This window comes from Micromonospora sp. KLBMP9576, from assembly GCF_050941805.1.
Classification (GTDB): Bacteria; Actinomycetota; Actinomycetes; order Mycobacteriales; family Micromonosporaceae; genus Micromonospora.
Window position 1 is genome coordinate 2,593,964 of record NZ_CP194567.1, and the last position, 25,138, is coordinate 2,619,101.

21 protein-coding genes are annotated in these 25,138 nt (G+C 67.8%); 8 read left to right on the forward strand and 13 right to left on the reverse strand.

Annotated elements, in window-relative coordinates; genetic code table 11:
- Window positions 1-92: 92 nt before the first annotated feature.
- The 3 genes from ACQ452_RS11645 (at window position 93) to ACQ452_RS11655 (ending at window position 5,574) form a co-directional block, all read left to right on the forward strand.
- Window positions 93-2,765: a DEAD/DEAH box helicase gene (locus ACQ452_RS11645; RefSeq protein ID WP_433394107.1), complete on the forward strand. Its 2,673-nt coding sequence runs from the start codon at window positions 93-95 to the stop codon at window positions 2,763-2,765.
- 153 nt (window positions 2,766-2,918) lie between these two features.
- Window positions 2,919-4,433, forward strand: coding sequence for an AAA family ATPase (locus tag ACQ452_RS11650; RefSeq protein ID WP_433393042.1), 1,515 nt, complete (start codon window positions 2,919-2,921; stop codon window positions 4,431-4,433).
- A gap of 1 nt (window position 4,434) precedes the next feature.
- Window positions 4,435-5,574 (forward strand): 5-methylcytosine restriction system specificity protein McrC, encoded by a 1,140-nt coding sequence (locus ACQ452_RS11655; protein ID WP_433393044.1) that lies wholly within the window; start codon window positions 4,435-4,437, stop codon window positions 5,572-5,574.
- Between the two features lie 875 nt (window positions 5,575-6,449).
- Here ACQ452_RS11655 and ACQ452_RS11660 read toward each other — a convergent pair.
- From ACQ452_RS11660 to ACQ452_RS11690, 7 genes are all read right to left on the reverse strand, one after another.
- The gene (locus tag ACQ452_RS11660; RefSeq protein WP_433393045.1) at window positions 6,450-8,732 is read right to left on the reverse strand and encodes a hypothetical protein; all 2,283 of its coding nucleotides are present in this window, start codon (window positions 8,730-8,732) and stop codon (window positions 6,450-6,452) included.
- Between the two features lie 216 nt (window positions 8,733-8,948).
- Entirely contained in the window at window positions 8,949-10,013 is a 1,065-nt protein-coding gene (locus tag ACQ452_RS11665; RefSeq protein WP_433393047.1) for a hypothetical protein, read from the reverse strand.
- Window positions 10,014-10,424: 411 nt separating this feature from the next.
- Window positions 10,425-11,417 (reverse strand): tyrosine-type recombinase/integrase, encoded by a 993-nt coding sequence (locus ACQ452_RS11670; RefSeq protein ID WP_433393049.1) that lies wholly within the window; start codon window positions 11,415-11,417, stop codon window positions 10,425-10,427.
- Window positions 11,418-11,442: 25 nt separating this feature from the next.
- Complete coding sequence (locus tag ACQ452_RS11675) at window positions 11,443-12,357, reverse strand: IS3 family transposase (protein ID WP_433393050.1); 915 nt, start codon at window positions 12,355-12,357, stop codon at window positions 11,443-11,445.
- Window positions 12,354-12,647, reverse strand: coding sequence for a transposase (locus ACQ452_RS11680; RefSeq protein ID WP_433390437.1), 294 nt, complete (start codon window positions 12,645-12,647; stop codon window positions 12,354-12,356). The genes ACQ452_RS11675 and ACQ452_RS11680 overlap by 4 nt, the downstream gene beginning before the upstream one ends.
- A 222-nt stretch (window positions 12,648-12,869) precedes the next feature.
- Window positions 12,870-13,493 carry a hypothetical protein gene (locus tag ACQ452_RS11685; RefSeq protein WP_433393052.1) on the reverse strand — a complete coding sequence of 208 codons (624 nt, stop codon included), beginning with the start codon at window positions 13,491-13,493 and terminating at the stop codon, window positions 12,870-12,872.
- Window positions 13,494-13,654: 161 nt separating this feature from the next.
- Window positions 13,655-15,103, reverse strand: a complete 1,449-nt coding sequence (locus tag ACQ452_RS11690; RefSeq protein ID WP_433393054.1) for a hypothetical protein — start codon at window positions 15,101-15,103, stop codon at window positions 13,655-13,657.
- Window positions 15,104-15,459: 356 nt separating this feature from the next.
- Between ACQ452_RS11690 and ACQ452_RS11695 the strand changes: the two genes are divergently transcribed.
- Complete coding sequence (locus ACQ452_RS11695; protein WP_433393056.1) at window positions 15,460-15,879, forward strand: hypothetical protein; 420 nt, start codon at window positions 15,460-15,462, stop codon at window positions 15,877-15,879.
- 253 nt (window positions 15,880-16,132) lie between these two features.
- Here the strand turns inward: ACQ452_RS11695 and ACQ452_RS11700 are convergent, their stop codons facing one another.
- The 3 genes from ACQ452_RS11700 to ACQ452_RS11710 form a co-directional block, all read right to left on the reverse strand.
- Window positions 16,133-17,353 carry a toprim domain-containing protein gene (locus ACQ452_RS11700; RefSeq protein WP_433393058.1) on the reverse strand — a complete coding sequence of 407 codons (1,221 nt, stop codon included), beginning with the start codon at window positions 17,351-17,353 and terminating at the stop codon, window positions 16,133-16,135.
- An 83-nt stretch (window positions 17,354-17,436) separates the two neighbouring features.
- Complete coding sequence (locus ACQ452_RS11705; RefSeq protein ID WP_433393059.1) at window positions 17,437-19,038, reverse strand: type IV secretory system conjugative DNA transfer family protein; 1,602 nt, start codon at window positions 19,036-19,038, stop codon at window positions 17,437-17,439.
- Between the two features lie 225 nt (window positions 19,039-19,263).
- Window positions 19,264-20,241 (reverse strand): helix-turn-helix transcriptional regulator, encoded by a 978-nt coding sequence (locus ACQ452_RS11710; protein ID WP_433393061.1) that lies wholly within the window; start codon window positions 20,239-20,241, stop codon window positions 19,264-19,266.
- A 63-nt stretch (window positions 20,242-20,304) separates the two neighbouring features.
- Here ACQ452_RS11710 and ACQ452_RS11715 point away from each other — a divergent pair, with 63 nt between their 5' ends.
- From ACQ452_RS11715 to ACQ452_RS11725, 3 genes are all read left to right on the forward strand, one after another.
- Window positions 20,305-21,348: an epoxide hydrolase family protein gene (locus ACQ452_RS11715; protein WP_433393063.1), complete on the forward strand. Its 1,044-nt coding sequence runs from the start codon at window positions 20,305-20,307 to the stop codon at window positions 21,346-21,348.
- 92 nt (window positions 21,349-21,440) lie between these two features.
- Complete coding sequence (locus ACQ452_RS11720) at window positions 21,441-21,866, forward strand: hypothetical protein (protein WP_433393064.1); 426 nt, start codon at window positions 21,441-21,443, stop codon at window positions 21,864-21,866.
- A gap of 168 nt (window positions 21,867-22,034) precedes the next feature.
- Window positions 22,035-22,475 carry a DNA glycosylase AlkZ-like family protein gene (locus tag ACQ452_RS11725; RefSeq protein ID WP_433394108.1) on the forward strand — a complete coding sequence of 147 codons (441 nt, stop codon included), beginning with the start codon at window positions 22,035-22,037 and terminating at the stop codon, window positions 22,473-22,475.
- Window positions 22,476-22,803: 328 nt separating this feature from the next.
- Here the strand turns inward: ACQ452_RS11725 and ACQ452_RS11730 are convergent, their stop codons facing one another.
- On the reverse strand, window positions 22,804-23,724 hold the full coding sequence (locus ACQ452_RS11730) for a hypothetical protein (RefSeq protein ID WP_433393066.1): 921 nt from the start codon (window positions 23,722-23,724) through the stop codon (window positions 22,804-22,806).
- Between the two features lie 334 nt (window positions 23,725-24,058).
- The gene (locus ACQ452_RS11735; RefSeq protein WP_433393068.1) at window positions 24,059-24,235 is read right to left on the reverse strand and encodes a hypothetical protein; all 177 of its coding nucleotides are present in this window, start codon (window positions 24,233-24,235) and stop codon (window positions 24,059-24,061) included.
- Window positions 24,236-24,319: 84 nt separating this feature from the next.
- Here ACQ452_RS11735 and ACQ452_RS11740 point away from each other — a divergent pair, with 84 nt between their 5' ends.
- Window positions 24,320-24,802 (forward strand): HalD/BesD family halogenase, encoded by a 483-nt coding sequence (locus ACQ452_RS11740; protein WP_433393070.1) that lies wholly within the window; start codon window positions 24,320-24,322, stop codon window positions 24,800-24,802.
- A 183-nt stretch (window positions 24,803-24,985) separates the two neighbouring features.
- Here ACQ452_RS11740 and ACQ452_RS11745 read toward each other — a convergent pair whose 3' ends face one another.
- Entirely contained in the window at window positions 24,986-25,120 is a 135-nt protein-coding gene (locus ACQ452_RS11745; RefSeq protein WP_433393071.1) for a hypothetical protein, read from the reverse strand.
- Window positions 25,121-25,138: the final 18 nt, after the last annotated feature.

Consider the following 25,138-nt stretch of genomic DNA (forward strand, 5'->3'; position numbering starts at 1 on the left):
GCTTCCCGACAGATGCCTTCGGAGAGTCCTGTTCGAGTAAGGGGTGCACTACGATACCGTCCCTAACCCCCCCCTCGATCTCTGCGGTGAGCATGAACAAGACGGAGCGCGAAGAGGTTCGTCGCCTCGCGGCGGACTTCAGCCAGTGGAGCCACCGTGCCGAGGACGTGCAGGACTGGCACCAGACGGTCCGCGACGCAGCCGGCCGCGACGAAAAGACCCTGCGGTCACGAAGCGTCATGGTTGGTCGGGCCGGCCAGGCCGCCTGGCGCGTACTCACCCTCCGAATGAGTGACGCCGGGGTCGTCAGGCGCCTCTGGGAGCGCACCACCCTCCCCGCGTTGACCGCCGCCGACCGTACGCTGCTGCACCTGCTCACGGCGGACGCACCCCGCGCCGTCACCGAGGTCGCACCAATACTCGGGGTGCGCCGCTTCTTCACCGGGTCGGCGAAGAAGCAATCGGCAGAGATGGCTGGCGAGTTCCTGCGTCGTCACCATGCGGCATTCCTCCGGAGCGACGGCCCTAGTCGACTGGAACGGCTCGGCGTCTTCACCGCGCCCGTCGATCCTCGACGGCTCGGGTTCCAGTCGCTGCTCGACCCCGCACTTCGCTTCGACCTCGTCTCCGGGCAGACCGGCCCGGCACCCGAGATCCTGGACCGGCCAGTCATCGACGGGCTGCCGGAAGCGCTGGACGCCATCGCGAAGGTCGTCGCAGGCGAAGCCTCGTACAGGTCGGCGGCCCGCGACGCCGGTGAGAAGGTGAGGCGCGCCGAGGTCCAACGGATCCTGCACGAGATGCCTGTGGACGCGTTGAAGACCGCTACTCGCGATCGCCTCCGGCTGGGGCCACTCGCCGGTGCAGGGGTCAGCACGGTGCAGGGGGTGCTGGATTGCGGCTGGTCCCTCCAGGCGCTGCCGGGCGTCGGCGAAACCTCAGCTCGGCGCATGCTCGGCGCAGCACAAACCCTCTGGCAGACGACGTACGACGAGATGCCAGTCCGCATCGACATCAACCATCGTCACCCCGAAACCACCAAGTTGCTGCGCTGCCTCGCCGAATGGGACTCGTGCCGGCAGACTCGAGGTGCGGCTGCGGACCTCGAACGTGCCTCGGAACTCGCACCGCTGCGAGCAGTGATCGATAGCGAGACCACTCACCTGCTTGTGATTCCGGCCAGGCAACTCGCCGCCGCCGGACTCACCGAGAGCATCCAGATCGTCAAACGGCGAGCCGAACTGCTGGGCATGTCGTCAGCGTCGGGCCGGAGGAACGTCGGCGCGGACCCGTGGGACGACTTCCTCGCCCGACCCGCCGACTACTTCTCCATGCTCGCCGAGCTGGGATTCGTCACCGAAGACGAAAACGCGTCGCACGGCGACCTCCCCGAAGAGATCATCCAGGCGGTACGCGACCAGGCGCTCAACGGCGAACACCTGACGGCGTCGCTGCGCGGCTACCAGAGCTTCGGAGCCCGCTTCGCCCTCGTGCAGCGCAAGGTCATCATCGGGGACGAGATGGGTCTCGGCAAGACCGTCGAGGCGATCGCGGTCCTCGCGCACCTGCGCAGCAGAGGCAAGACTCACTTCCTGGTGGTCTGTCCTGCCGCAGTGGTGACCAACTGGGTGCGTGAGGTCGCCGCCAAGTCGAAACTGCGAGCATGCCGAGTCCACGGACCGGAGCGCGATCGTGCAGCCCGGACATGGATGCGCGATGGCGGTATCGCCATCACCACCTACGAGACGCTGGCGTGGTGGGAACCCGCGCTGCGGGACCTCCACGACCTGGCCTGTGTCGTCGTCGACGAGGCCCACTACATCAAGAACCCTCAAGCGCAGCGGACGATCCGGACCAAGCAACTCGTCGCCAGATCGGAGCGAGCAATTCTGCTCACCGGCACCCCGCTCGAGAACAAGGTCGAGGAGTTCCGCAACCTGGCCTCCTACGTACGCCCGGATCTCACCGTGGACGCCAGCGACCTGTCACCGCGGACGTTCCGCCGGCAGATCGCGCCGGCGTACCTGCGCCGGAACCAGGAGGACGTACTCACCGAACTCCCGGAGCTTATCGAGGTCGAGGAATGGCTGCCCCTCTCAGGAGCGGACAGCTCACGGTATCGAGGCGCGGTCGAGCGCGGGAACTTCATGGAGATGCGCCAAGCGGCAATGCTCGAAGGATCCCAGTCCACCAAGATGCAGCGCCTGATCGAGATTGTCCGCGAAGCGGAGGAGAACGAGCGCCGGGTCATCGTGTTCTCCCACTTCAGGGAGGTACTCGGCCTCGTGGCCCGATCTTTGCCCGGGCCGGTGTTCGGCCCACTCACCGGCTCTGTGCCAGCCGGTCAACGCCAGCAGATGGTGGACCAGTTCTCGTCCGCCAGGCACGGCGCCGTCCTGGTGGCCCAGATCGTGGCCGGCGGCGTCGGGCTCAACATCCAGTCCGCGTCCGTCGTCGTCATCTGTGAACCGCAGCTCAAGCCGACGACCGAGGCGCAGGCCATCGCCCGCGCGCACCGCATGGGACAGGTGCAGTCTGTGCAGGTCCACCGGCTCCTGTCCGAGGACGGCGTCGACCAACGAATCACCGAATTGCTGGCGGGAAAGAAGCGGATCTTCGACGAGTTCGCCCGGGTCAGCGACATGGCTGACTCGAGCCCGGAGGCCGTGGACTTGTCCGAGGCGGAGCTCGTCCGAGCGGTCTTGGCTGCCGAGCGCCAGCGCCTCTTCGAACGTGCATCTGCCAAGACCGTCGGAGTTGAGTGACCGGAACTGTCGCCGGCAGCTCACGTGCTTCCGGTCGATGCCTCACGTCGCTGCCCTGGCGCGTTGGCAGGAGGCGGGCCCTTCGCAGTACGGCTGTCGCAGACGCGGACACCGAATGTTGCCGTCCTGACAAAATTAGGAGAAAGAGCGGCTGTGATCGACGCTACGACCGAGCACATCATCAACGACAAGCGGCGAGCTTTTGGCCTGCGGTTCGTGCAGTCGCGGCGTGATGCGGAGGAAGCGGCGCGGCGGTTCATCAATCAGCATCTCGGCTTCATGTCCACCGAGCACATCATCGAGCTCGGTCGGCTGTTCAACCAGCATGAGAAGGCCGGACGGACTCGATTCGACCGCTTCACGCCAGGCTTCACCGGCGCGATCATGGCCAAGCTCGGCCGCAACCCCAGGCGCTTCAACCAGACGCTCGTACCGCTCTGGCGTGGATCGATCGAAGACGCCCTGAAGGTGCTGGGCCAGATGTTCCGAGACCGCTCGATCCTGCCCGGTGCCGGATCGTCACTGCCGAGCTTCCTGCTCTACCTCCGCGACCCTGAGCGGTTCGGCATATGCATCAACGCGACCATGGACGGCCTGGCGACCGAAACAGGCGCGTCATACCGAGCGGACAGCCTGGATAGCTATGAGGCATTCTGCGCCGATTTACGAGCCTGGCGACAGACGCATGGTGTAACGCCACAGGAGGCCGACGCGATCCTCACGGAGATGATGCGCAGGGCGCGCCCGGAAAACCTACTGTCGCTGCTGGACGCCACTGGTGAGTCCAGCAACGGAATGCCGGTGAGTAGCTCAACCGAGGCGAAGATGACGGCGGAGGAGGTCGCCACAGCCTGCTACCTACCGGTAGAAAAGATCGACGGGTGGGTCTCGGCGCTCACCACCGGAATGCGCCAAGCCGTCTTCCACGGTCCCCCCGGTACCGGAAAGACCTACATCGCTCGGCTCCTGGCCCGCCACCTGGCCAGCTCGTCACAACACATCGAACTTGCCCAGTTCCATCCGGCCTACTCGTACGAAGATTTTGTCGAAGGGCTGCGCCCGGAGGTCGGCGCCGACGGCGCGCTGAGCTATCGGGTCCGCCCGGGTGTCTTCTCTCAGCTGTGCGAGCGCGCGCAGCAGGCGCCGGACCAGACTTTCGTGCTGGTCATCGACGAGATGAACCGTGCAGACTTGGCAGCGGTCTTCGGTGAGCTGATGTTCCTCCTGGAGTATCGGGGTCACTCACCGGTCACCCTGCCGTACTCGCAGCGGCGGATGTCCGTCCCACAGAACCTGTTTGTGCTGGGAACGATGAACACCGCAGATCGAAGCCTGGCCCTGTTGGACTTCGCGCTTCGTCGCAGGTTCCACGCCTTCCCGGTGCTACCGAGTGAGACTGTGCTGAGCAGTTGGGCCGATGCGCGACCCAGCGCCAACAAGGATCTGGCGCTGGGGTTGTTCCGGTTGATCCGAGACCGCGTTGGGCTGGACGTGCCTGTCAGCCCTGGTCACTCGTACTGGATGGCGGAGGGCCTCGACGCGGCAACGGCAGAACGGATCTGGTCGTACCAGCTCCGACCGTATCTGGCGGAGCACTGGTTCGACCGGCCTCGCGAGCTTGAGCAACTCGACACCGATGTCCGGGCGCTCATCGCGGAGCGCGCCTGAATTGATCGAGCTCACCGAATACGAGACGCGCACCATCCAGCTCAGCCAGGACGAGGCCTACGAACTTTCGAGCCTGACTCGGGGGAGTGCGGACAAGACCCAGCAGCCCCGCGTCGTCGAGCGGCTCGCGCCCACCGGACAAGTAGGGGTGTACGACATCCAGCCAGGGCCATATGTGGGCAGGTTTCGCCTGCGTAGCGGCCGTGTCGTTGACATCTCAAGTAGATTCGCGTTCCGCGACTTGGCTCTCCTGCTCGGTCTGGGTGGCAAGGCAGCGTTGCTACGCCACGGCGCGACTTCGGCCCAGGGCGGCGCTGGTCTGATGGACCTCATCGCGTTGGCGTTCGTCCGGGAGGCTGAGCGAGTAGCAGGACAGGGCCTGGCCAAGGGCTACAAGCAGACGACGGTGGCCAGACCCCCGTATGCCGGAGTCCCCGCTGTCACCGCACATTTGAACGCCCACGCTGGCCGTGCCGATCGTCTCGTCACGACGACCAAACGTCTTACCGCGGACATCGAGCTCAACCGGCTCATCGCTTCCGCGCACGGGAAGCTTTGCCAGCTCACCTACCAGGACAAGCAACTCGAAGCCCGGCTACGGCAACTCGCGCCTGTATTTCGGAACATCAACGCAGCAGAGGATGGGAGCCGACAGCTACCCATGCTGCCGGCGCGGTACAGGGAGATCCATGACCTGGCGAGGCTCGTCCTCGATCACCGGACCGCGCTACCTGACGGTAGCGGCGTCGCCGGAGTCGGCGTGCTGTTTAACATGACCAAGGTCTGGGAGAGCTACGTCGGACGGTGGCTCAGGACCCACCAGCCGGAAGCCGTGGTGCACAGCCAATATCCCATCTCCCTGGTAGATATTGGCCCGGCAAGGCGAGCCCGGGCGGACTATGTCGTAGAGCTTGGCGGCCGGCCAGCCGCCGTTTACGACGCGAAGTATCGGCCCTGGAAAGAGTGGCCAAATGCGGCCGAGCTGTATCAACTCTTCACCTATGCCAGCCGGCTGTGCGTGGACCACGCTGCGCTTGTCTACCCGGGAACAGAGACGCTCAGCAGGCAAATGACGATGGGGAACGTCGTGGTTGAGGCTATCGCCGTTCCCATCGAGGAAACGGCCATCCAGGACGGCTGATCTACGCAGCCTGCTGGACGGGTGTCGAGGACGGCCGCATTACGGCCAGCACTGCGGTCCATCGTGGGAAAGCCACGAGCCGCCGCGCCGTCGCATAGCGCCGTGACCCAGTAGCTGTCGTCCGACCGCTGGCTTGCCTATTCGGCACAACGTCCGGTTGCTCGCCGAGTACACTACTTGCCCGGTCGGAAGCAGGGATTCCAACGGCGGAGGCGGAGGCCACAACCGGGCGATCGGCCGCCCTATGTAGAGCCTTCGAGCGCGACGTGGGGGTGTGCGTCGGTGCGTCAATGCGCTGACGTGTCGCGTGGGTAGCGGCTAATGTGCCTCTGGCGATGGCGCTCCGGCTCCAGGATGGAGGAGGCCGTCCGCGGCCGCCGGCTTCGCGGGTGGTGACGGTGGTGCCGCACTGTCAGCCATTGACCCGGACACGCCGAGCAGACCACCGTCCGGCCCGCCAGCGTAAGAAAGGACGTCCAGCTTCGCGGGCTGTGGCAGGCCGGGCGCCGGCCCGCTCCCCAAGCGGGCGGGTCAACGACAGACTTAGGAAGCGTGCCGCCGGCCCAGACGGTCAGCACGGCGTCGGGCAATCGGGCAATCGGGCGCCGAGGAGGTAGGTAAGGCAGGTGTGCGCCGTCGTACGGCCGGACCTGCGAAGCCCGACCTGGGCCATCATCTCGTACACCGACGGCGGAGCCAGTCGGTGCGTTGCGGCTGGCTGGGTTCCTTGACCAGGACGTAGCCGCTGTCGACGTAGACGTCCCCCGACTTCAGCGCCTTCACACAATTGCCGGCATTGGTAGGCGTGTTTGCCGCTGCTGGCTTGGCCTCCTACTCCTCGCTCCTGCCGTTGACGAGCGTCCGCGTTTTCTGGGTCAGGATGGGCAGGGCGTGCGAGCCGGGATGATCCAGTCGGCGAAGATCTCGGGTAGACGGTTCAGGTCTTGTGGCCGGACGGTGACAAGTCGGATGTCACAGAGATTGGCAAGCTCGATCTTGCGCTGGGCCTTGGCAGCGTAGGCGTCCTGCTCCAGCATGCCGAGTGCCTCGACGTACGTGCCGTCGGAAAGGAGCCAGTCCGCACGCAGGCCAGTGGCGTTGAGCAGGTGGTGCCGGGGATAGTGTGGCTCCAGCTCGTGCGCGATTCCATGGTGGTGCAGGAAGTCGTCGATGTGCCGCTCGAACATCGACCGGCACAGGTGTCCGTCTGCCGCGACGGAGAGGATTCCGCGTGCCGGCCGGGAGGCGTCGGCGAGCAGCCCTGCGATCTTGAGCCAGTCGGTCCAGGTGCGCTGCCTGCGGCCCGGGCGGGCGGTGAGGGATGTTGTGCGGGGGATGAGGAACCGGCAGAGCATCGCCTCGTCCGCGAGATCCGGGTCGGTGAGGGTGATGCGGGAAAGCTGTTCCTTTGACGGTGGACCGGAGAACTCGATCTCAGCGAGTCGGCGCAGGGCCCAGATTGTCGCGTCGGTCCATGGCCCGTCGGCGCCGTTGTCGCGTAGGACGCCCTGACCGGCGAGGATGCAGCAGTCGAAGCAGTACGCGAGCCCGGACCGAGTGCTGTGCGCGGTCGTGCCGCAGAGACGGCACGGGCGGGTACTGCCGTCGATGTCATGGGTGCGGAACAGGTCGCCGAGGATCCTGCGCTGCGACTCGAGTGTGAAGGCGGCGATGTCGGATACGGGCTCGTGCCCCATCCGTACGTTCAGCCAGGGCTGGTGCAGCTCTGGCACCAGTTCGATGGCCCGGGCGGTCAAGCCGCACGACGCCGCGACGACCGCCAGGTCGTCGGTGATCAGTCCGCCTCCCCGGTGGTAGATCGAGCTGTCGCGTACGACGGGACGGAACGGTCCGATCTTCGCCGCCAGGAAGGCGGCGGCCCTGCGGTTGTGGCGGATGGTGGTGGTCGACGGCGACGCCCAGTGCACCTCCGCAGGATGGACGTCGTGCCGCATGAGCAGGGTGGTGAGAGGGGCGATGTGGGGGCGGGCGTAGACCGTCAGTACGTCGGAGTCCGGGTCGTACGCGCCGGCTTCCGGTAGTTCGTCGAGGTCAACTCCGTCACGCACTAGCCGGATGGACCAGATCCGCTCCCGATCCGTCGGATTGTCGCGGAACCGATCCGTCCTGATGATCGCGTCGGGGAAGTCGCCAAGTTCCTCGAAGCCTTCGGGAAGTGACACGTCCACGCCGTGGTCGCGCAGGGCCGCGATGGCATCCGGGCGGCTGCGCTCGTCGATCAGCGTCAGGGGGCCGTCGGGCAGCTCGTAGATACCGATTTCGAGGCCGGATCGGTCGGTGACGATGATCCGTTCGAAGCCCCAGGTGGATCGACTGATGGCGCGCACACCCTCGTACGGGTGCGGAATCCGCCGGTAGTCCGCCCAGGCGCGCAGATCCGCCAACGCCGCGGCGTCCCATCGGTCCTGGGTTCGGCTACTTTGCGTCGGGACACCCCAGCTTCCCGTGGCCACCCTGGTGGCGTAGGCGCCGCCTAGCAGTTCACCGAACTTCCCGATCAAGCCCGCGCGGACAGCGTCCTCAACAGGTGCGTCCGCTGTTGACGGCGTTGCCGCCACGAAGCCGTCGACGAGGAGGTGCAGCGGACCGGCGTCTGGCAGGTCCAGGCGGAGGCGGCCGATCCGGTACCCGAAGCGGCGTTCCTCCGCAGGGGAGAAGGGGTTGTGGCGGCTGGGTTCGCAATCCCCGTCGTCTTCCCAATCGTGATCCTCGATCGGGTGTACGTCGATCCAGCCATGGCAGCCGATGGCATGGGGTGCGGCGGCGGCAGCGAGCCGATGCAGGCTCTGGCCCATCCAGTGCAGGGTGCTGTCGTACAGGAAGCCCATGTGCCGATCGACGACCGAGCCGCCGCTGCTTGGCGGCGCGACTGCCGAGATCGCGTTCGGGTTGTAGGTGTTGTCCGGACGGGGCACGAGGCCCAGCACCACCGGAAGCCGCAGCTCAATCTCGTCGTGCCGGTTGCGTGCCTCGACGAGTCGGTCGGCACGCGTCAGGCTGTCGAACACGAACCGGCGCAGCGCTTCGACAGAGTCGTCGAAGACAGCGATGCCCGTCGAGTAGCGCGTGTTCCCACGAGGGATGACGACCATCCTCGCGGACGGCTCGTAGACAATCTGATCTTGCTCGGCAGGCACCTGCGGATAATGCCAGAGACCTGGAGTATTAGATCACTGGGTAGGTCACCCTGCCCCTTCTGAGTGAGGAGCGCCCCCAGAAGCGTGCCGAGGATCTCGATGCCCTCGTGCGGGTAGGGTAGGTGGTCGAGCGGCCGATCGCTTGGCTGGACCTCCGCTACGTGCTAATCCATTTGCCGGCGCTTCAGCCTTGAAGTTGCCGTGCCCCTGACAGGATTACGCCTCATTAGGCTTGGTGGCTCCAGACGGGTTGGGCTCGGCGCTGAGGAACTCGGCGTCCCACTCAGCGAGGACCATCGCGACGAAGTGATCGATGATGGGCTGGATGGCTTCGGTCGGCAGGTCGAGGTCAAGTCGTGCGATCAGCGTGTCGAACATGTCGCGCAGGCGCGCTTCGCGCTCCACCGAGGCCTCGTCTGGTTTGGTGCGGGACAGATGGGCGCGCACGTCCTGGGATTCCCTCAGCATGTGTACGAGGTCCGCGACACCGAGCTTTCGCGCCATTCCTTTGCCGATGGTGGCCAGTAAAGGCGGCAGCACGCGCCCGGCGTGCCCTTCGGCGTACCGTACGAACAGGTCGGTTGGTGCCGCGACGTAGTCGGCGATGGCCCCAGCCAGCAGACCGAAGCAGGCGTCGGCAAGCCGGACCGGTGCGCGGCGAACCCATGAGTTCACAGGCCGCGTCGTGCGGCGTCGCTCGGGCGTGACGTGCCGCAGCAGTGACGAGCTGGTGGCATGGGTGAAGTACTGTGACGCCGGCCGGTACGCCAGGTCGTACAGGTGGATCGCCAGCGTGGCGCTGGTCTTGGCGTCGATATGAGCAGCCATGGACCGTATGTCGGGGAGCTTCTCCGGCTCGCCAAGGGCGTGTACGGCTTGTCTGATAAGCGTGTCAGGGATCAGCCCGGTGCTCGACAGGAAGGTCAGCATCGCGGGCGCCGTCTTCAACTCTGAGGTGCGCAGCTTGCTCGCGGCGGCGGGGTTGTGTAGGCACCACAGACCGAGGATGCACGTCTCCATCGAGGTGCGCGCCAAAAGCGCTGCAGCCTCTCGCTGGCGGGTCCGTACCGCACGATGCGTCTCGCGCTGCAGCCATAGCAACCGCAACAGCGCCAATTGGGCGAAGTCCGACCCGTTCACGGCCATCTCGTCCTGCGGCCACGGGGCACGGCTAATGAGGCAACGGGCGCGGCGCCGGACACGGGCGCGGCGCAGCAGGTCGGGATACGGCAACACGCTACGAAGGACCGTTCGGGCGATCACCAGCACGATGGGCGTCACAGCACGACAGCATCGCAGGTCCGCCAAGCTCTGATCTCGCAATTTTTGGTGGGGTTGCCCCCTGACGATCCGGAGCAGGCGATGCCGAGGCAACGGCGTAGTTGGGATGGGGCGGCAGGACGAGTCCTTGACCGTTTCCCGTAACGGGCCCGGTAACGGCGAAGGGCCCGGGCGGGGGAGTGACGGACATGGAATGGCATTGGGACGTGATGCGCAATGCCGTTGTGTCCTGGTATGTGGATGTACCGAGCTGTTCCGACATGGCGTGACAGAATCGTTGTAAAACTGGGGGTCAAGGGGTCGTCGGTTCGAATCCGGCCGTCCCGACAGCACGAAAAGAGGCCGTCGACCGGGATATTCTCCCTGGTCAACGGCCTCTAATTCGTACTGGAACAGTAGGGGTTTGCTGATCTAGACGGCGCGTAGCTGGGGACCACTTGGGGACCGGCGGGCCTTCAAGTGAGCGCTGAGGGCTGTTCCAGCGTCTGTGATCGACTGCCGGTCGGGGTGCAGGTATCGCTGTGTTGTGGTCAGTGACCCGTGACCGGCGATCTTCCGCAGCACATGCACCGGCACCCCGGCGTCGGCCATCCAAGTTAGCCCGGTGTGCCGTAGGTCGTGCCGGCGCAGGTGTTCGTAGCCCAGCTTCGTTACCACCTCATCCCAATGGGTCGCGTCCCGCAGCACGGCAGTGCTGATCCGTCCGCCACGCGGCCCGGTGAACAGTCGAGAGTGCGGCTCGGCAACCGAGTCCAGGCGGCGAGCGACGATCGGTCGCACCTCTTCGATCAGCGGCACCATGCGGGCGCGCTTTCCCTTTGTGCCCTTGTCGATTAGGCCACCGGGGCCGGGCGTGGTCTGCCGGCGGACGGTCCACATCCACGTTTCCCGGTCGATGTCCTCGGCGCGGACGCCGGAAACCTCGCCGATCCGCGCGGCCGTGCATGCGGCGAAGATCGTCACGTCGCCCCAACCGGGAAACCCGTTGGTGGACCGTTCGGTCAGTGCGGCGGCGAGCCGTGTCAGAGCTTCCCAGTGGGGCAGCGCCAGCGTGCGCGGGTTGTCCGACTCGTCTTCTGCCCGCTGGTATTCGCGCTGCCACCCGGTGACCTGCGCGGGATTTCGCGCAATGATGCCGTCACGCACGGCCTGTTGCATTACTCGGACCAGCACGGCAAGGCTGTTCTTGACCGTCGACCGGCTGCACTCGTCGGCAATCCAGCCGTGCACGGCCCGGTCTACCGCACCGTTGGTAATCATTCGGATCGGGATGTGGCCGAGGGCTGGCACCACCCGCTTACGCCAACCGGCAAGGTACGGGTCTAGCGTCTTGCGTTCCAGGCCGCGCAGCGCCAGCGTCATCACGCTCTCGCCGTATTCGGCCAGTCGCTTTGTCGCGGCCACCGGGTCGACGCCTCTGAAGTGACCCCTATCGGTCGGACACCTCGATGTCTGTCAGGGACTCTCGGTGGATCTTCTCGTAGGTGTCGGGGCTGACGTTACCCAGACGGCTGTGCCGGCGGCGAGGGTTGTAGAAGCCTTCGATGTAGGAGAACACCTCCATTTCCAGTTCGTGTCGGCTGGGCCAGGCTCGGGTGTAGACCAGTTCGGTCTTCAGGGTGGCGAAGAAGGTCTCGGCCATGGCGTTGTCGTAGCAGTCGGCGACCGAGCCCATCGAGGCCAGGACGCCGCAGGAACGCAGGGTCCGGCCGAACTCGAACGACGTGTACTGGGTCCCGCGATCCGAGTGATGAATGAGCTGATCGCGGGCGGGTCGGCGGTGTTGGATGGCCATGCCGACGGCGTCGAGGATCAGCTCGGTGCGCAGGTGATCGGCCATCGCCCAGCCCACTACGCGGCGGGAGTAGGCGTCGACCACGACCGCGAGGTAGAGGAAGCCTCCCCAGGTGCGCAGGTAGGAGATGTCGGCGACCCACAGCCGGTTCGGTGCGGTGGCGGTGAATTGTCGCTGGACCAGGTCCGGCGCGGTCGCCGTGGACGCGGCCTTGCGGCGGGGCTTGCCGCGTCGCCGGCGGTGGGCGCCTTCGATCCTGGCCAGCCGCATCAGTCGGGCCACCGCCTTGCGGTTCCACCGGTGGCCGCGCTCGTGCAGCTCCGCGGTGAGCCGTCGGGCTCCATAGACGCCGCGGTGCTCTGACCATGCCTGCTGGGTGATCTCAACGCGCTGCTGGTCGTGGCGTTCCCGCTCGACAGCGCGCTGACGCCCCTGCCGAAGCCAGTCGTAGAAGGCGCTGTGGCCGACGCCGAGGAGTCGGCAGAGCAGACGGACCGGGTAGCTGGCCTTCTCCGCGTCGATGAACCGGTACACCTCAGTCCGGTTCACCGCTCCGTCTCGCGTGCGAAGAAGACCGCGGCTTTTTTCAAGATCTCTTTTTCCAGCTCCAGCTGGGCGACCTGCCGCCGCAAGCGGAGCAGCTCGGCCCGCTCGTCAGCGGCCAGGTCGCTGGGCCGGCCGCCGTCGCGTTCCTGCCGCATCCGGTCGACCCAGTTGCGCAGCGTCTCGTGATTGACGCCCAACTCCCGGCCCACGTCCCGCAGCGTGCGACCGGAGTCGAGCACCAACGCCGCGGCCTGGCGCCGGAACTCCTCGGGGTACTTGCTCTGTCGAGCCACAGCGGTTTCCTCCTCCTCGGCAGGATGCCAAGTCAGGAGGTGTCCGGTCTCAGGGGGTCACTTCACCACGTTCCAGAACTCGTCAACACTCATGACGCGGGAGTATGGCAGCGGTCTCCGACTTCGCCGCCCACCATTCGCCGTCGTGCCCGTTCCTGACCGCCCGTCTAGCGCACGGAGCCCTGGAAGATGAGCTGATCGCGGCAAATCCGGATGCCCAAGTCAGGCACACCGGTATTCGCTCGGGCGGCTCCGCTCCCTGCGGTCTCGGATGACGACCTTGCCGGGCCCGGTGGTGTTGGCGCAGTCCGGGCAGTGCACGTCGAGACTGGCGATGTCGGTTGTGATCGCGGCCGAGCCGAAGTAGGCGGGATCGAGAATGAAGGCCACACGGGTGCCGGCTCCGGCTGGAGCGGAGAACTCCGCAGGTGGCTCGACCGGCCGTAAGCCGACGAGGCTCTGCCGAAAGCCGTGACCGTCTCGCCAGACTTCGACGGTGGTCTGCGAACTCACGGCCGCCGCCGCAGCGCTCAACCAGCGATCGCTGGTAAGCAGCGAGTCGTTGTAGCCGAGATTCGGCATGCCTCGGCCGGTCAGGATGTCCGCCTGGTCGTCGGTCACCGAGAAGATGAGATCAGCGGTGATCTCCGCTACGACGTCGGGCGTGTGGCTCGCGGCGACCCTGGTTGCCGGATGAAACGCGTGCCCCACAACCGCGCAAAACACCCGAGTCGCCAGACGCGGATCCTCCCTGCCTACCCCGAAATGCATACCGGGTCGCTTGCGTACGGAGTCGTCGAACTCCAGGACCGTGATCTTCGCGGGGCTATAGTCAGGCTCCGTCACGCCACCAACGCTATCCCGACAAGGCACGCGCGGTCATCGTCATGAGAGCGCGCGGGCGCGGTTCAGTCATTCGTACGGTCGGGGCGGTCGCCGACTCAGCTGCGCAACCGTTAACGACGTTTTCGGGTGCCGCCTTTGGCTTCGCATGCCGCGTCGGCGGTTCAGACCAGGGCGGTGTGGGCTTCGGTGAGGAAGCGGTCGCGGTCGTCGCCGTGGGCGATTGCCGCGTTGTAGACGGCGTCGATCGCGGCGACCAGCGGATCGTCATTCGCCAGGGCGATCAGGGCGGGGAACGCGGCGGCCTGCTGGAGCGCCTCGGTGACGTGACGTGTGCCGGACGTCCTCGCGGCCAGGTGGAGCGTGATGGTGGTGTGCGGCACCTCGGGATCGGACAACAGCCGGTTGAACGCGGCGGTGCCGCCCTGCTCGGTGAAGGGTCGGGACAGTGGGCGGTCGGCCTCGGCGGCGGCGAGCGCGTCGGCGATCCACCCGATCCGTTCCAGCCCGGCCACCCGCATCGCGCGGCGGGCCGCCCAGCAGGCTGCCTCACGCTGACGGGCGGCGGACAGCGCGTCGATGCGGTCGAGCAACGGGCGGTCGATCCGGGCCAGGGACCGCGCTTGGCTGACGAGCCCGCGGACACGGTCCGACGGCGGCGCACCTCCCCATTGCGCGGCGTCGCGCTCGGCCTTCAGGCGGCGGCTCTTCTCGACCAGCGCGGTCGCCTCGGCGGCCTGAACCCGCAAGGTCTCCATCCACGGATACGACCCGGCGGTCTCGAGCAGATGGTCCCAGATCAGGCCAAGGGCGAAGGCCTGCCGACCCAGCACTCCCTCGTGCCGCAGCGTGAAGCCGTCGGGGCCGGACGTCAGCCGTACGGAACTCTGCTCGTCGTCGGGCAGCGTGTCCAGCGGATGGGGGAAGATCGGCTCGCCGGCGGCGGCCCACGACCAGGTGAGAGTCTCGCCGTCGACCCGCTCCAGCCGGACCTCCAGGTCACCGGCGGGCAGCACTCCCCCGAGGACCGCGACCGGCACGGGCCGGTGACGGACCACCGTCACCCGGGGCAGGCCGGCGTCATCCTCGTACGGATCAGCTGGCAGTGGCCGAAGGATGGCCGGACGGCCGGACGGGCGCGGCACCAGGGACAACATCGCCCGCTCGGCGGCCTTCGCCGGCTTCTGCTCCCAGGCCCGGCCTCCCGGGTCGGCCAGCACGGTGCGCCATGGTGTCTCCTCGGACACCGCCCAGATGTGCAACTCGTGCCGCTCGGGCGGGTCGTCGTCGGTGCGTACCGTCTCGTGTAAACGGTCGCGCGCATGCACCCGCACCCGGATCAGCCCGCGCGCGACGGCGACGTCGGTGAGGGCCGCCGAGGTGCCACCCATCAGGCCGACGACCGACAACCTGCCGCTGGGACTCCAGAGGGTCGCCTCGCTGATCGCGTCCCAGCCGGCGTCGACCTCCGCCGGAGGCCCGGGCAACACACGGACGCGTGCCTCGATCCAGCCGGTGTGTATGCCGCAGAAGCCGGTGAGTTGATTCGGCCCGCCGACGTGCAGCAGGTCGTCACCGAGGACGTAGATCCCCACGCCGGACGCACCCGGCACGGTGAACACCTCGTATTGGCAGTGGCTGACAAACAGCCGCGCCCAGCCGGTCACGGATGCCGGAGTTCGATGATCTGCGCCATGCACATCGTCCACTCCCAGATCCTACGGACGTCGTCGTCGGACCCGCGACCCACGGGGATCGACGGGACGTCCTCCCCGGAGCTGTCCGACCAGGCCGGGCGGCCGACCCGGTGCGCACAAGCGTCTGTCACCGCATGATTCGTGACGCAACCGTGGAGGACTGGCCTGAGGCGGGAAGCGGGCTCGGTGCCGCGCTTTGTCGGCGGCAGACGAGTGCAGCGCAGCAATACGTGCAGTGCGGCTGGAAGGCTGGAGCTCGTCATACTGGTGTCGTGGAAGGGCGGTTCGACCAGGCATCGGCGGAAGCGGCCGAAGCGCGCGGCGACTGGGCTATGGCAATCGCCATGGTCGCTAGATTCTCCGAGTGCTATAGCCATGACCACTACCGGCACAACGCGCATCTGTGGCATATGGAGCTACTCGTGAAGGCCGGGCTCTTACATGAGTTGGCAGAGCGCGCCAAGACCGACGTTCACGCACGGCGCCGGTTGGACAGGTTGCTGTATGAGGAAGGCCGCGACGGCGAGCTACGGCAGCGTGCCCGGCGCGGCGACAAGACCGCCTTGTACTTTTTGGTGCGTCTGCTTCGCGCGAGAGGAGAGCAAACGGCCGCTCAGCAGGCGGTCGTCGACATCGACCCAGCCGACACCTACGCCATCGAACTGGCACATCAGCCACTGGCGGACGGGTAGGGCCGGGAACGAGCTCATCGCGACAAGCAGTCGTGGCGTGTGCTCGACGAGGTGCGAAACCGCATGACGCACTGATTTCGGCATGAGCGGGCATTCAGGCGGTCGGCGCCGGTCGCTCCTTCCGTTAGGCGACGTGACTCGGCTCGTTGAGATCGGATCCCCGTGGGGCCCCTCATGAGCGTCCTGGTGCGCCAGGTTCGGCAACTGCGGATGCAGCGCAAGCAGAGCGCTCGTGCTGAATCGCGTCTCGTCCTCATTCATGCTCGGTGGCGCTGCTGGCGTGGGCCGTGCTGACTCGCATAGGCGGGCCCAGGTTGAGAGGGGTCGGCAGGTGCCCGAGGAGAGGCGGGTACGGATCGCAGCGGTGGAACCGCGTTCGGGCGGGGGCGACCAACGTTTGAGTCGGCGGGACCGCTGTCGAGTCCTGCGGGGAAATGACCGATCCGGTGCAGTAGACCGTCGCGGCGTAGGCCATCACTGTGCCGATACCGTCGTGGGACCGCTCGGCGATCTGGGTCCTCTCGACGATGTGCTGCGCGAGCCGGTACGCCTCACCAGGGTCTGCCGCGTCGAGCACCCGAGGTGAGAGGATCCGCGCCGCCTCGTAGCGGCCCCCGATGTCGTCAAGCAACTGCGGGCTGCGGCCGAGCAGGCGGTCGAGGTGATGGTCGACGACGGCGAAGAGCAGCGGCCGGGTCTGGTATCGCAGCGCGGCGCGCAGCTGGGCGCGACCGTTGGGCCGGATGAGTAGGTCGGCCGGGTCGGCGCCGGTCGCGAACTCGGCGGCGAGCAGCCTGCCCTGTGCGCCCGGCTGTCGTAGCAGGTCGAACGCGGCGTCGGCGGCCTTGCGTCCGGCCGGGTCGGCGTCGAAGGCCATCACGGTCGCGTCGCGGCATCCAGGCATCGAACGGAGGATGGCGGCCTGGGCTGCACCGAAGGCCGTGCCGCACGGTGCGACCGCGACCGCCCCGGGAAGGCCGGAGCGAGAGTACGAGAGCCAGATGGCGATCGTGTCCGCCGGGCCCTCGACGAGTACGGGTCGCCAGCCGGCCCGGATGCGGTCCTGCTGCTCGGCCACGCCGAAGAGCAGCTCGTCTTTACGGTAGAGGGGCGACTCATGGGTGTTGAGGTACTTGGGCAGCTGCGGGTCGGCGGCGAGGAATCGGTTGCTGGCACGGCCGATGAGCGCCACGACGTGTCCGTCGGGGTCGCGGATGGGAAAGACGATCCGATCCCGGAACACATCGATCAGGCGGTCCGGGTTGTCGCGGGTGGGCTTGGACAGCCCCGCGACTACGAGGTCCTCGGCAGCGAAACCCAGATCCTTCAGGTGATCCGTCAAGGCCGACCAGGTCCGTGGCGCGTAGCCAACCCGCCAGGGCCATTCCCTGTCGACCAGGGTGCCCAGGGCGCGGCTGGTCAGGTAGCGGCGCGGCTCCTCGGTGGCGGCGAGCTGGCCGCGGAACCAGGCCACCGCGGCTTCGTTGGCGGCAAGGAGTCGCCGGAGATCGTGCTCCCGGCCGGTGTTGCCCGCTCGGACTGGGTCAGGGGAGGCCATCACGACGTGGTCGCCTCCTCAGGACGCGTCATCCCGTGGTGGTTCCGGTTGGCGTTGGCGGTGATCCGTGCCTCGGCGGCGGTTGTCGCTGCGTTGAGCTCTGCGGCCAGTGGCCCGGTGTACCAGGGCCGCAAGTCCAGCATGACGGCCCGGATGCCGGTGGCCAGCAGTAGCGCGGTGCCCTTGGGCATGGCGCGAATTTGGGCGGCGTCGAGGATGCGCTGGCGCCGTACCGACGTCTGCCAGGAGGTGCCGCCCCGACCGTCGCGGGTGCGGGAGGCCACGGTGATGTCATGGTCGCCGACGAGACGGGACAGGTCCTCGGCGAACTTCGCGTCGTCGATGCCTGCGCCCACGAGTTTCGCTGTGGCCGCCGACCAGAGGGTGTCTATGCCCTTGTCGCCCCAGACTCGGGCGCCCTGCCGGTATGACTGCAGGATCGTCAGTGGGATCACCCCTCGGCTGCCCAGGTGCGAGTACAGGTCAGGGAGGTCGCGGATCTTGCAGATGTTCGCGGCCTCGTCCAGCACCGCGACCAGGGGCGGGTCGAGTCGGCCGCCGCGCAGCTCGGCGGTGCGCACCGCCTCACGGAGCAGCTGGTCGGCCAGCCCGGCGACGAGCGGGGCAGCGTTACCGGCGCCGTCCTTGCTGAGCAGGTACATGGTGTCTGCGCTGCCGGGGAACGTCCGCACGTCGAGGACCGGCAACACCCGATGCTGTGGCGGGGTGACCCAGGCCATGATCTGCGGGTTGGCCAAGCAGGCGGCTGCGGTCCGTGCCGTCTCGTACAGGCCTTCGCGGGTCTCCGGCGCGCCGGCCTGCCGGCCCGCCAGGGCCCGCGCGGACGCGGCGTACCCGTGGGTCTGGAGGATCTCGCCGGGTTCCCGCGCGGTGGAGTCCGACAGCCACCGTTGCACCGAGGTGAGCGTGCCCCCCTCGAGCGCGGCCGCCAGGATCAGGGAGGTCAGCAGGTCCAAGGCGCCGAGGATCCAGAAGTCGTCGCCGCCGCGGCCGTTGCGAATCTGCTGAACGAAGTGGTCGGCCAGTCGTTGAGCGTCCTCGACCCCGCCGACGGCTTCCAGCGGGTTCCACCACCAGCTCTGCTGTTCGTGAGTGATGGCCTGTGGGTCGAACACCCAGACCCTGCCGTGCTCGGCGCGGTGCGCGGCGGTGACTGCCCACAGATCCGCTTTGTTGCTGGTAGCGACGACCGGACCTGGCGCGTTGATCACCGCCGGGACCGCCAGCGCAGTGGTCTTGCCGGCCCGGGGCGCCATCAGCGCCACCAGGACGTCCTCCCAGGAGGCATACAGGATCGCGCCGCTGCCACGTCGACGTCGGTGCCCGCCCAACATCAGCCCCGCCGAGCCCGGTTCGATCGCCTTCGCCGGCACGTGGGCGAGGCTGGGGCGCAGCCGACGCGCCCGCTGGGCGACCTCCGGCAACGTCATCGGGCGCACCTCCGACGGGGTAGCCAGCGACGGCAGCGGGTCGTCCGCCGGCGGCCGGCGGCCCTGCCACCACAGCCAACCTGCCGTTACCGCAGCCACCGTGACCGCCAGGATGACGGCGTAGATCACCGCTACCAGCGGCGGCGGCACGCCCGGGAACAAGGTGGCCCAATCCGCGGCGAACACAACGCCTGGCGGGTCAGGCCGGAAACACCGTTAGATCCACAGTCCCCCGAAACGGGCTAGCGCCAGCATCCGGATCTGCCGAGAAGAGTGCATGCCTCGGGTGTGCGGATCGTCCTGTCGGTCTGCGGTAATCCGTGCGACCTTGATGGTGAAGATGGGTCGTGCCGGGCGGTCCGAGGCGGCCCTGGCCTAGGTGTCCTGCGGACGCGGTTCGGTGGTGGCGCGGTGGTAGCGGCCGGCGAGCGTACGCACGAGTTCGACGAGTTCCGCGGGTTCCGTCACGGTGAAGTCGACGCCGAGCAGGCCGAGGTGGACGGCGAGCGCCTCGATGCTGTCCGCGCCGGTGTCCAGCAGACAGTGGGTGTCGTCGACCGGGGTGATGGTGCCGATGGCGGCGTTGATTTGCTCGATGAGCTGTTCGGCCGGTGCGTGTACGACGACCTGGGCCCGGTACCGCCATGCGGCCGACGACACGCCCCGGCGTACCTGGTCGACGGCTTCCTCGGGGAGATCGCGGGGGATGAATCGGGGGCCCGTCGGGGTACGTGGGTGGAGCCGGTCCACCCGGAACGTTCGCCAGTCGGCCCGCTCGACGTCGAACCCGACGAGATACCACCGTCGTCCCCAGTTGACCAGCCGGTACGGTTCCACCTCGCGCCGGCTCTCGGAGCCGTCGTGGCTTCGGTAGCCGAATCGCAGGCGCTCGTGGTCCCGGCACGCTGCGGCGAGGACACTCAGCCTGTCCGCGTCCACCCGCGGGCCCAGGTCGTCCCGCGGCACCACGACGGCGTACCGCTTGAGGGCGTCAACGCGACGCTGGAGTCGCGCCGGTAGCACCTGCTCCAGCTTGGCCAGCGCGCGCAACGAGGTCTCCTCGACCCCGGTGATCGTGCCCCCGGCGGCAGTGCGCAGCCCGATCGCCACCGCGACCGCTTCCTCGTCGTCGAGCAGCAGCGGCGGCAGCGTGGCCCCGGCGCCGAGTCGGTAGCCGCCCACCGCGCCCCGGCGGCCGTGCACCGGATAGCCGAGGTTCCGCAGGCGGTCCACGTCGTTGCGAACGGTCCGGGTGCTGACCGACAGCCGTTCGGCCAGTTCGGCGCCGGTCCACTCGCGGGGTGTCTGGAGTAGCGAGAGCAGGCGCAGCAGCCGCGCCGCGGTTTCCAACATTCTCCGTAGTATGCCAGTTTATTAGGAACGGTTCTTGCCTAATTTCCTCCTACGCTGATGACCATGACGAACGACAGCACGATCGCACCGTTCCGGATCGACATCCCCCAGGCCGAGCTCGACGATCTCCAGCAGCGGCTGGCCCGCACTCGGTGGGCGGAGGAACTGCCCGCGGACGAGTCGGCGCCGGCTGGTCCGGTGCCGCCCGGTTGGGAGTACGGCGTCCCGGTGGGCTACGTGAGGCAGCTGGTCGAGCGGTGGCGCACCGGGTACGACTGGCGGGCCTGGGAGGCGAGGCTGAACGCGTACCCGCAGTTCACCACCGAGATCGACGGCCAGAACATCCACTTCCTGCACGTGCGGTCGTCGGAGCCGGACGCGACGCCGCTGATACTGACCCACGGTTGGCCGACCTCGGTGGTCGAGTGGCTGGATGTGATCGGCCCGCTCACCGAGCCACGAACGCACGGCGGCGACCCGGCGGACGCGTTCCACCTGGTCATTCCGTCGGTGCCGGGTTTCGGCTTCTCCGGGTCGACCCGGGAGCGCGGCTGGGACCGGTACCGGGTGGCCCGGGCCTGGGCCGAGCTGATGCAGCGGCTCGGCTACGACCGGTACGGCGCGGCCGGCAACGACGGCGGATCGCTGATCTCGCCCGAGGTGGGCCGGGTCGATCCTGAGCACGTCTGCGGCGTGCACGTGACACAGGTCTTCTCGTTCCCGTCGGGCGACCCCGCCGAACTGGCCGGCCTCTCCGAGGAGGAGCGCGGCAAGCTCGCGTTCGCCGAGTGGTTCACCCAGAACCGGGGCGTGTACGACAAGCTCCAGTCCACCGAGCCGCAGAATCTGGCGCACGCTCTAGCCGACTCCCCGGCCGGCCTGCTGGGCTGGAACGCGCAGCTGTTCGGCGCTTCGCTCGACCCGGATTACGTGCTCACGAACGTGATGATCTACTGGCTGACCAACACAGCCGCCTCAGCCGCCCGGTTCTACTACGAGGACGCGGCGGCGGCCCCCGTACAGCAGAAGTCGAACGGCCGGGGCACCACCGTGCCGAAACCGACCACCGTGCCCCTCGGCCGGGCGCCGAGCGGCAGCCCGACGTAATCGCCCAGTACCACCGCGACGTCGAGCAGGCCATCGAGGCGTCTGGGATCGAGTGGACGTTCCTGCGGCTACTCTTCCCCGCCATCAACTCGTTGACGTTCGCGATGCAGCTCCAGGGCGGTGACGTCATTCGCGCGCCGTACGCCGAAGCCGCGTTCAGCGCCGCGCACGAGAGGGACGTCGCCGAGGTGGCAGCGCGGATCCTGACCGGCGGCGGGCAAGCGGGGCGGGCCTACGACCTGACCGGCCCCGAGTCGCTGACCCAGGCGCAGCAGGTCCGCATCCTCGGCGAGACGTTGGGGCGCCCGCTCACCGTCGAGGACCTCGACCCGGAGCCCGTGCTGGAGCAGATGAGCCAGTTCATGGACCCCAAGTTCCTGGCGGCGCTGTTCGGTCTCATGGCGCAGGCGGTCGGCAGGCCCGCGCCGGTCAACGACGTCATCGAGCAGATCACCGGGCACCCCGCGCGTACCTACGCTCGGTGGGCCGCGGATCACCGGGCCGACTTCGGCGGCTGATCGACGAGGCAGGGGCGGCATCCGCCGCCCCTGCCATACGATGGAAAGGACGGCACGGTGGCACAGGTGCTGCGGCGACGGGAGCTGGGGCGAGCCCTGCTGGCCCGTCAGATGCTGCTGGAACGGGCCGACGCGACCGCCGAGGAGGCGGTCACCCGGCTGGTCGGCATGCAGGCGCAGGCGCCCTACGCGCCCTACTTCGGGCTCTGGAGCAGATTGCGGAAGTTCGGCACTGCCGACCTGACGGACGCGCTGACCAAGCGCCGCCTGGTGCGGGTCGCGCTGATGCGCAGCACCGTCCACCTGGTCACCACGGCGGACTACCGCTCGTTGCGGCCATGGGCGCAGCCCGCGCTCGACCGTGAGCTGGACACCGCGTTCAAGAGGATCCTGACTCGACCCGTTCCGGCCGCTGACCGCCATCGAGCGCGCCGAGATCGAGACCGAAGGCGCCCGGCTGCTGGAGTTCGCCGTGCCCGGCGCCGCCCACGACCTCCGCGACGGCACGGCCCCGTCCGTCGGCTCCGAGGACAAGGTGACCGGCGAGGAAACCGGTCAGCAGTGATCGAACCGTGCTCATGCGCGCCTTCCACCGACGCCCGCTCATAGCCGAGCGGGCTGCGCCGCTGGCACCTTCCTCACCGTCCGTACGTCCGTCGGAGTCTCCCGCTGGTGCGTTTGGACACACGCCCTGCCGACGCGGCGATGCCTCGGGTCGCCAAAGGTCACTGCTCCCGCGCAAGTCGAAGCGGACCGCACCGCTCCAGCCCCTGAACGCGCCGGTCAGGGAGGATCACGTGCGCACATCTGCCGCTGGCCGGGCGCGGTGCAGGCGTGTCCGTAGCGCTCGGTAACCGCGCCGGGCACCGGCGCATGCTTACGGTGTCAGATATGGCCGCCCGAACCCTGAGCACGCTTCCTCGACTGCCTGTCTCGATTAGGCGTCAGTGAGTTCTGATCGGTGGCGGCTGGCTGGATAGCGATTCCAGGTGGCGCCGGCGTGGGCGCGCTGGCGGGTGGTGGTGGTCTGGTGGAAGCCGAGCGTGTCGGCGATGACGGGCGCAGGTGCTTGGAGCACGAGCTGGCGCAACGCGGAGGCGTGGGCCTCGACGAGTGGGAAATCGAGCTGGCGCAGCCATCGGTGCAGGGTGTTGTAGGCGACGGGCTGGCCGGGTAGTCGGCCGGGGAACAGCCATTGGTCGTCGCCGCGCTCGCTGATCAGGCGGTCTAGTAGTTGCGCGACCGCGGGTGGGAGCGGGCTGGGTGGTTCGCCGAGACGTAGATGCGGCTCGCCGTCGATGTCGAGCAGGTCGTCGTGGGTGAGGTGCTGGACGCGGCTCAAGGGTTGGGCGTAGAGCAGCATCAGCACGGCTGCTGCCCGGGCCGGCGCCGGGGCGGTGTCGTCGCTGAGGTAGCGGCGCAGCAGGGCCAGGCGGCGCTGTTGGGTGAGCGAGGATCCGGGCTGGAACGAGACCCGGTGCGCGATGAGGTGCAGGGGCAGGTGGTGATGTTCGGTTGCCCAGAGCAGGAAGCCGCGGATCAGGTGGCGTTGGTGGACTCGGTGGGTGACGTGCCAGTTGTCGATCGTGGCCTGGGTGACGTGGCTGGGGTTGATGTCGCGTTGGTGCAGCCAGCTCAGGAAACAGTTCGGCTTGGGTGAACTGACCGGCCGCGTACTGTTTGGCGGTGGCGCGCAGCGGCCGGGTCGCGGCGTCGGCGCGGAGCCGGGGGAGTTGGTGCCATACGGCGAAGCGGCGCAGCAGTTGCTCGTTCGGGTGCTCAGCGATCGCGGCCAGGTGTCGGTGCAGCCACGCCTCGATGGCGAGTAGATGCGGGTCGGCTGGTGGTAGCAGGTCACAGGCGATCAGGTGGTGGCGCAGGTGGTCGGCGGCGAGCGGCCGAGGCCAGGAGTGGAAGGCCTCGTGAGTGAGCTCGAGTTGCCCGGGGGCCAGCGCGCGCAGCAATTCGGCCGGTCCGGATCGCGCCAGCCAGTGCAGCGTCTTCTCCGGTGCTCCTGTCGCGTGCAGGTGGGTGGCAAGGGCGTTGAGGCGGGCGGCTGGTGCGTCGGTGCCGTCGGCGAGGAGCTTGGCTAGGCGCCGGGTCAGCTGGCATGACGGGCAGACCGGTGGTTTCCCGCGGCGTCCAGGTGGGACGGCGCCGCAGTCGCAGCACAGAACCTCGGGGAGCTGTGGTCACGGGTCCGGGCGCAGGATGGCCCGCAACGGACGGACCGTTCCGGAGTTGCCGGCGTTCGTGTCGTTGACCGACCCCGCCGCTGCTGCTCGTCGTGGGGCCAGGTTTTCCGCGGTGGTGACGAGCAGCTCGGCAGCCGTGGTGTCGAAGATGTCGCACCGGTCTCTGGGGGTCACTTCAAGGGGCACATCCGCCCGACAGGCCATCCCCGATCTTCTTCTAACCCCATGGCCGGCGGCGCGCCTGATAGAACAGGCGGCGTGGAGATCGCTGAGTTGCGTCGGGCACTGGACGACGTGTTCGACCAGGCCGTGGTGTACCACGCCTACACCAACTACATGCGCGACTACGAGGTCATCGTCTACGTGACAGCCGACCCGAGGACCGGCATTCAGCCGGTGCACCTCCGATACCTCTTCAAGCACTGCGTGCAGGCCGAGGCGAGCACCGCCCTGAGCCCGGACACCTGGCGCAACTCGTTGGATGAACGGCTGACGGACCCGCACATCGGGCCGGACCTCGACGGCTACGTGTGGGCAGTCGGATGGCAAGCGCTCTACCCGGGAGCGCAGCTGGTTGCCGAGTCCCAGCGCGCCCAAAAATGGGCCGGGCACATCGGGATCGACTTCCACGAGGTCCGCATCGAGATGAACGGACACAACCTCAACCTGGTTTTCAGCGAGTTAGAGGTTAGCGAACTGCCTCTCGGTTACGCGCCCTACCTGGTTGCCGAGGACGAGTAGACCTCCGGCGTGCCCGTTGTGTGCCCGATCTGACGGAGGCACACGGTCAACACGCGCCAACCTCGGCGCGGCGGCCGCAGTGACAGAGAGCAGGTCAGGACAGGTGACCATGTGCGTGGCGGCGCAACGCCCGCGCCTGCTGGTACCTATGGGGTTTGAGCTGCCCCCGAATATCCCACACCGTTATATCCACAGGCCCAACTCGCGACCTCCGTCGACGCCAGCTCGTCCCGGCGAACCGCTCGCGGCCGTCTCCAGCATGGCGGCCGACTTGCCCGTCATCGTGATGGTGGCCTCCGGTATTGTCTGGCCAACCACGCCGGTGAGTAGCCCCGT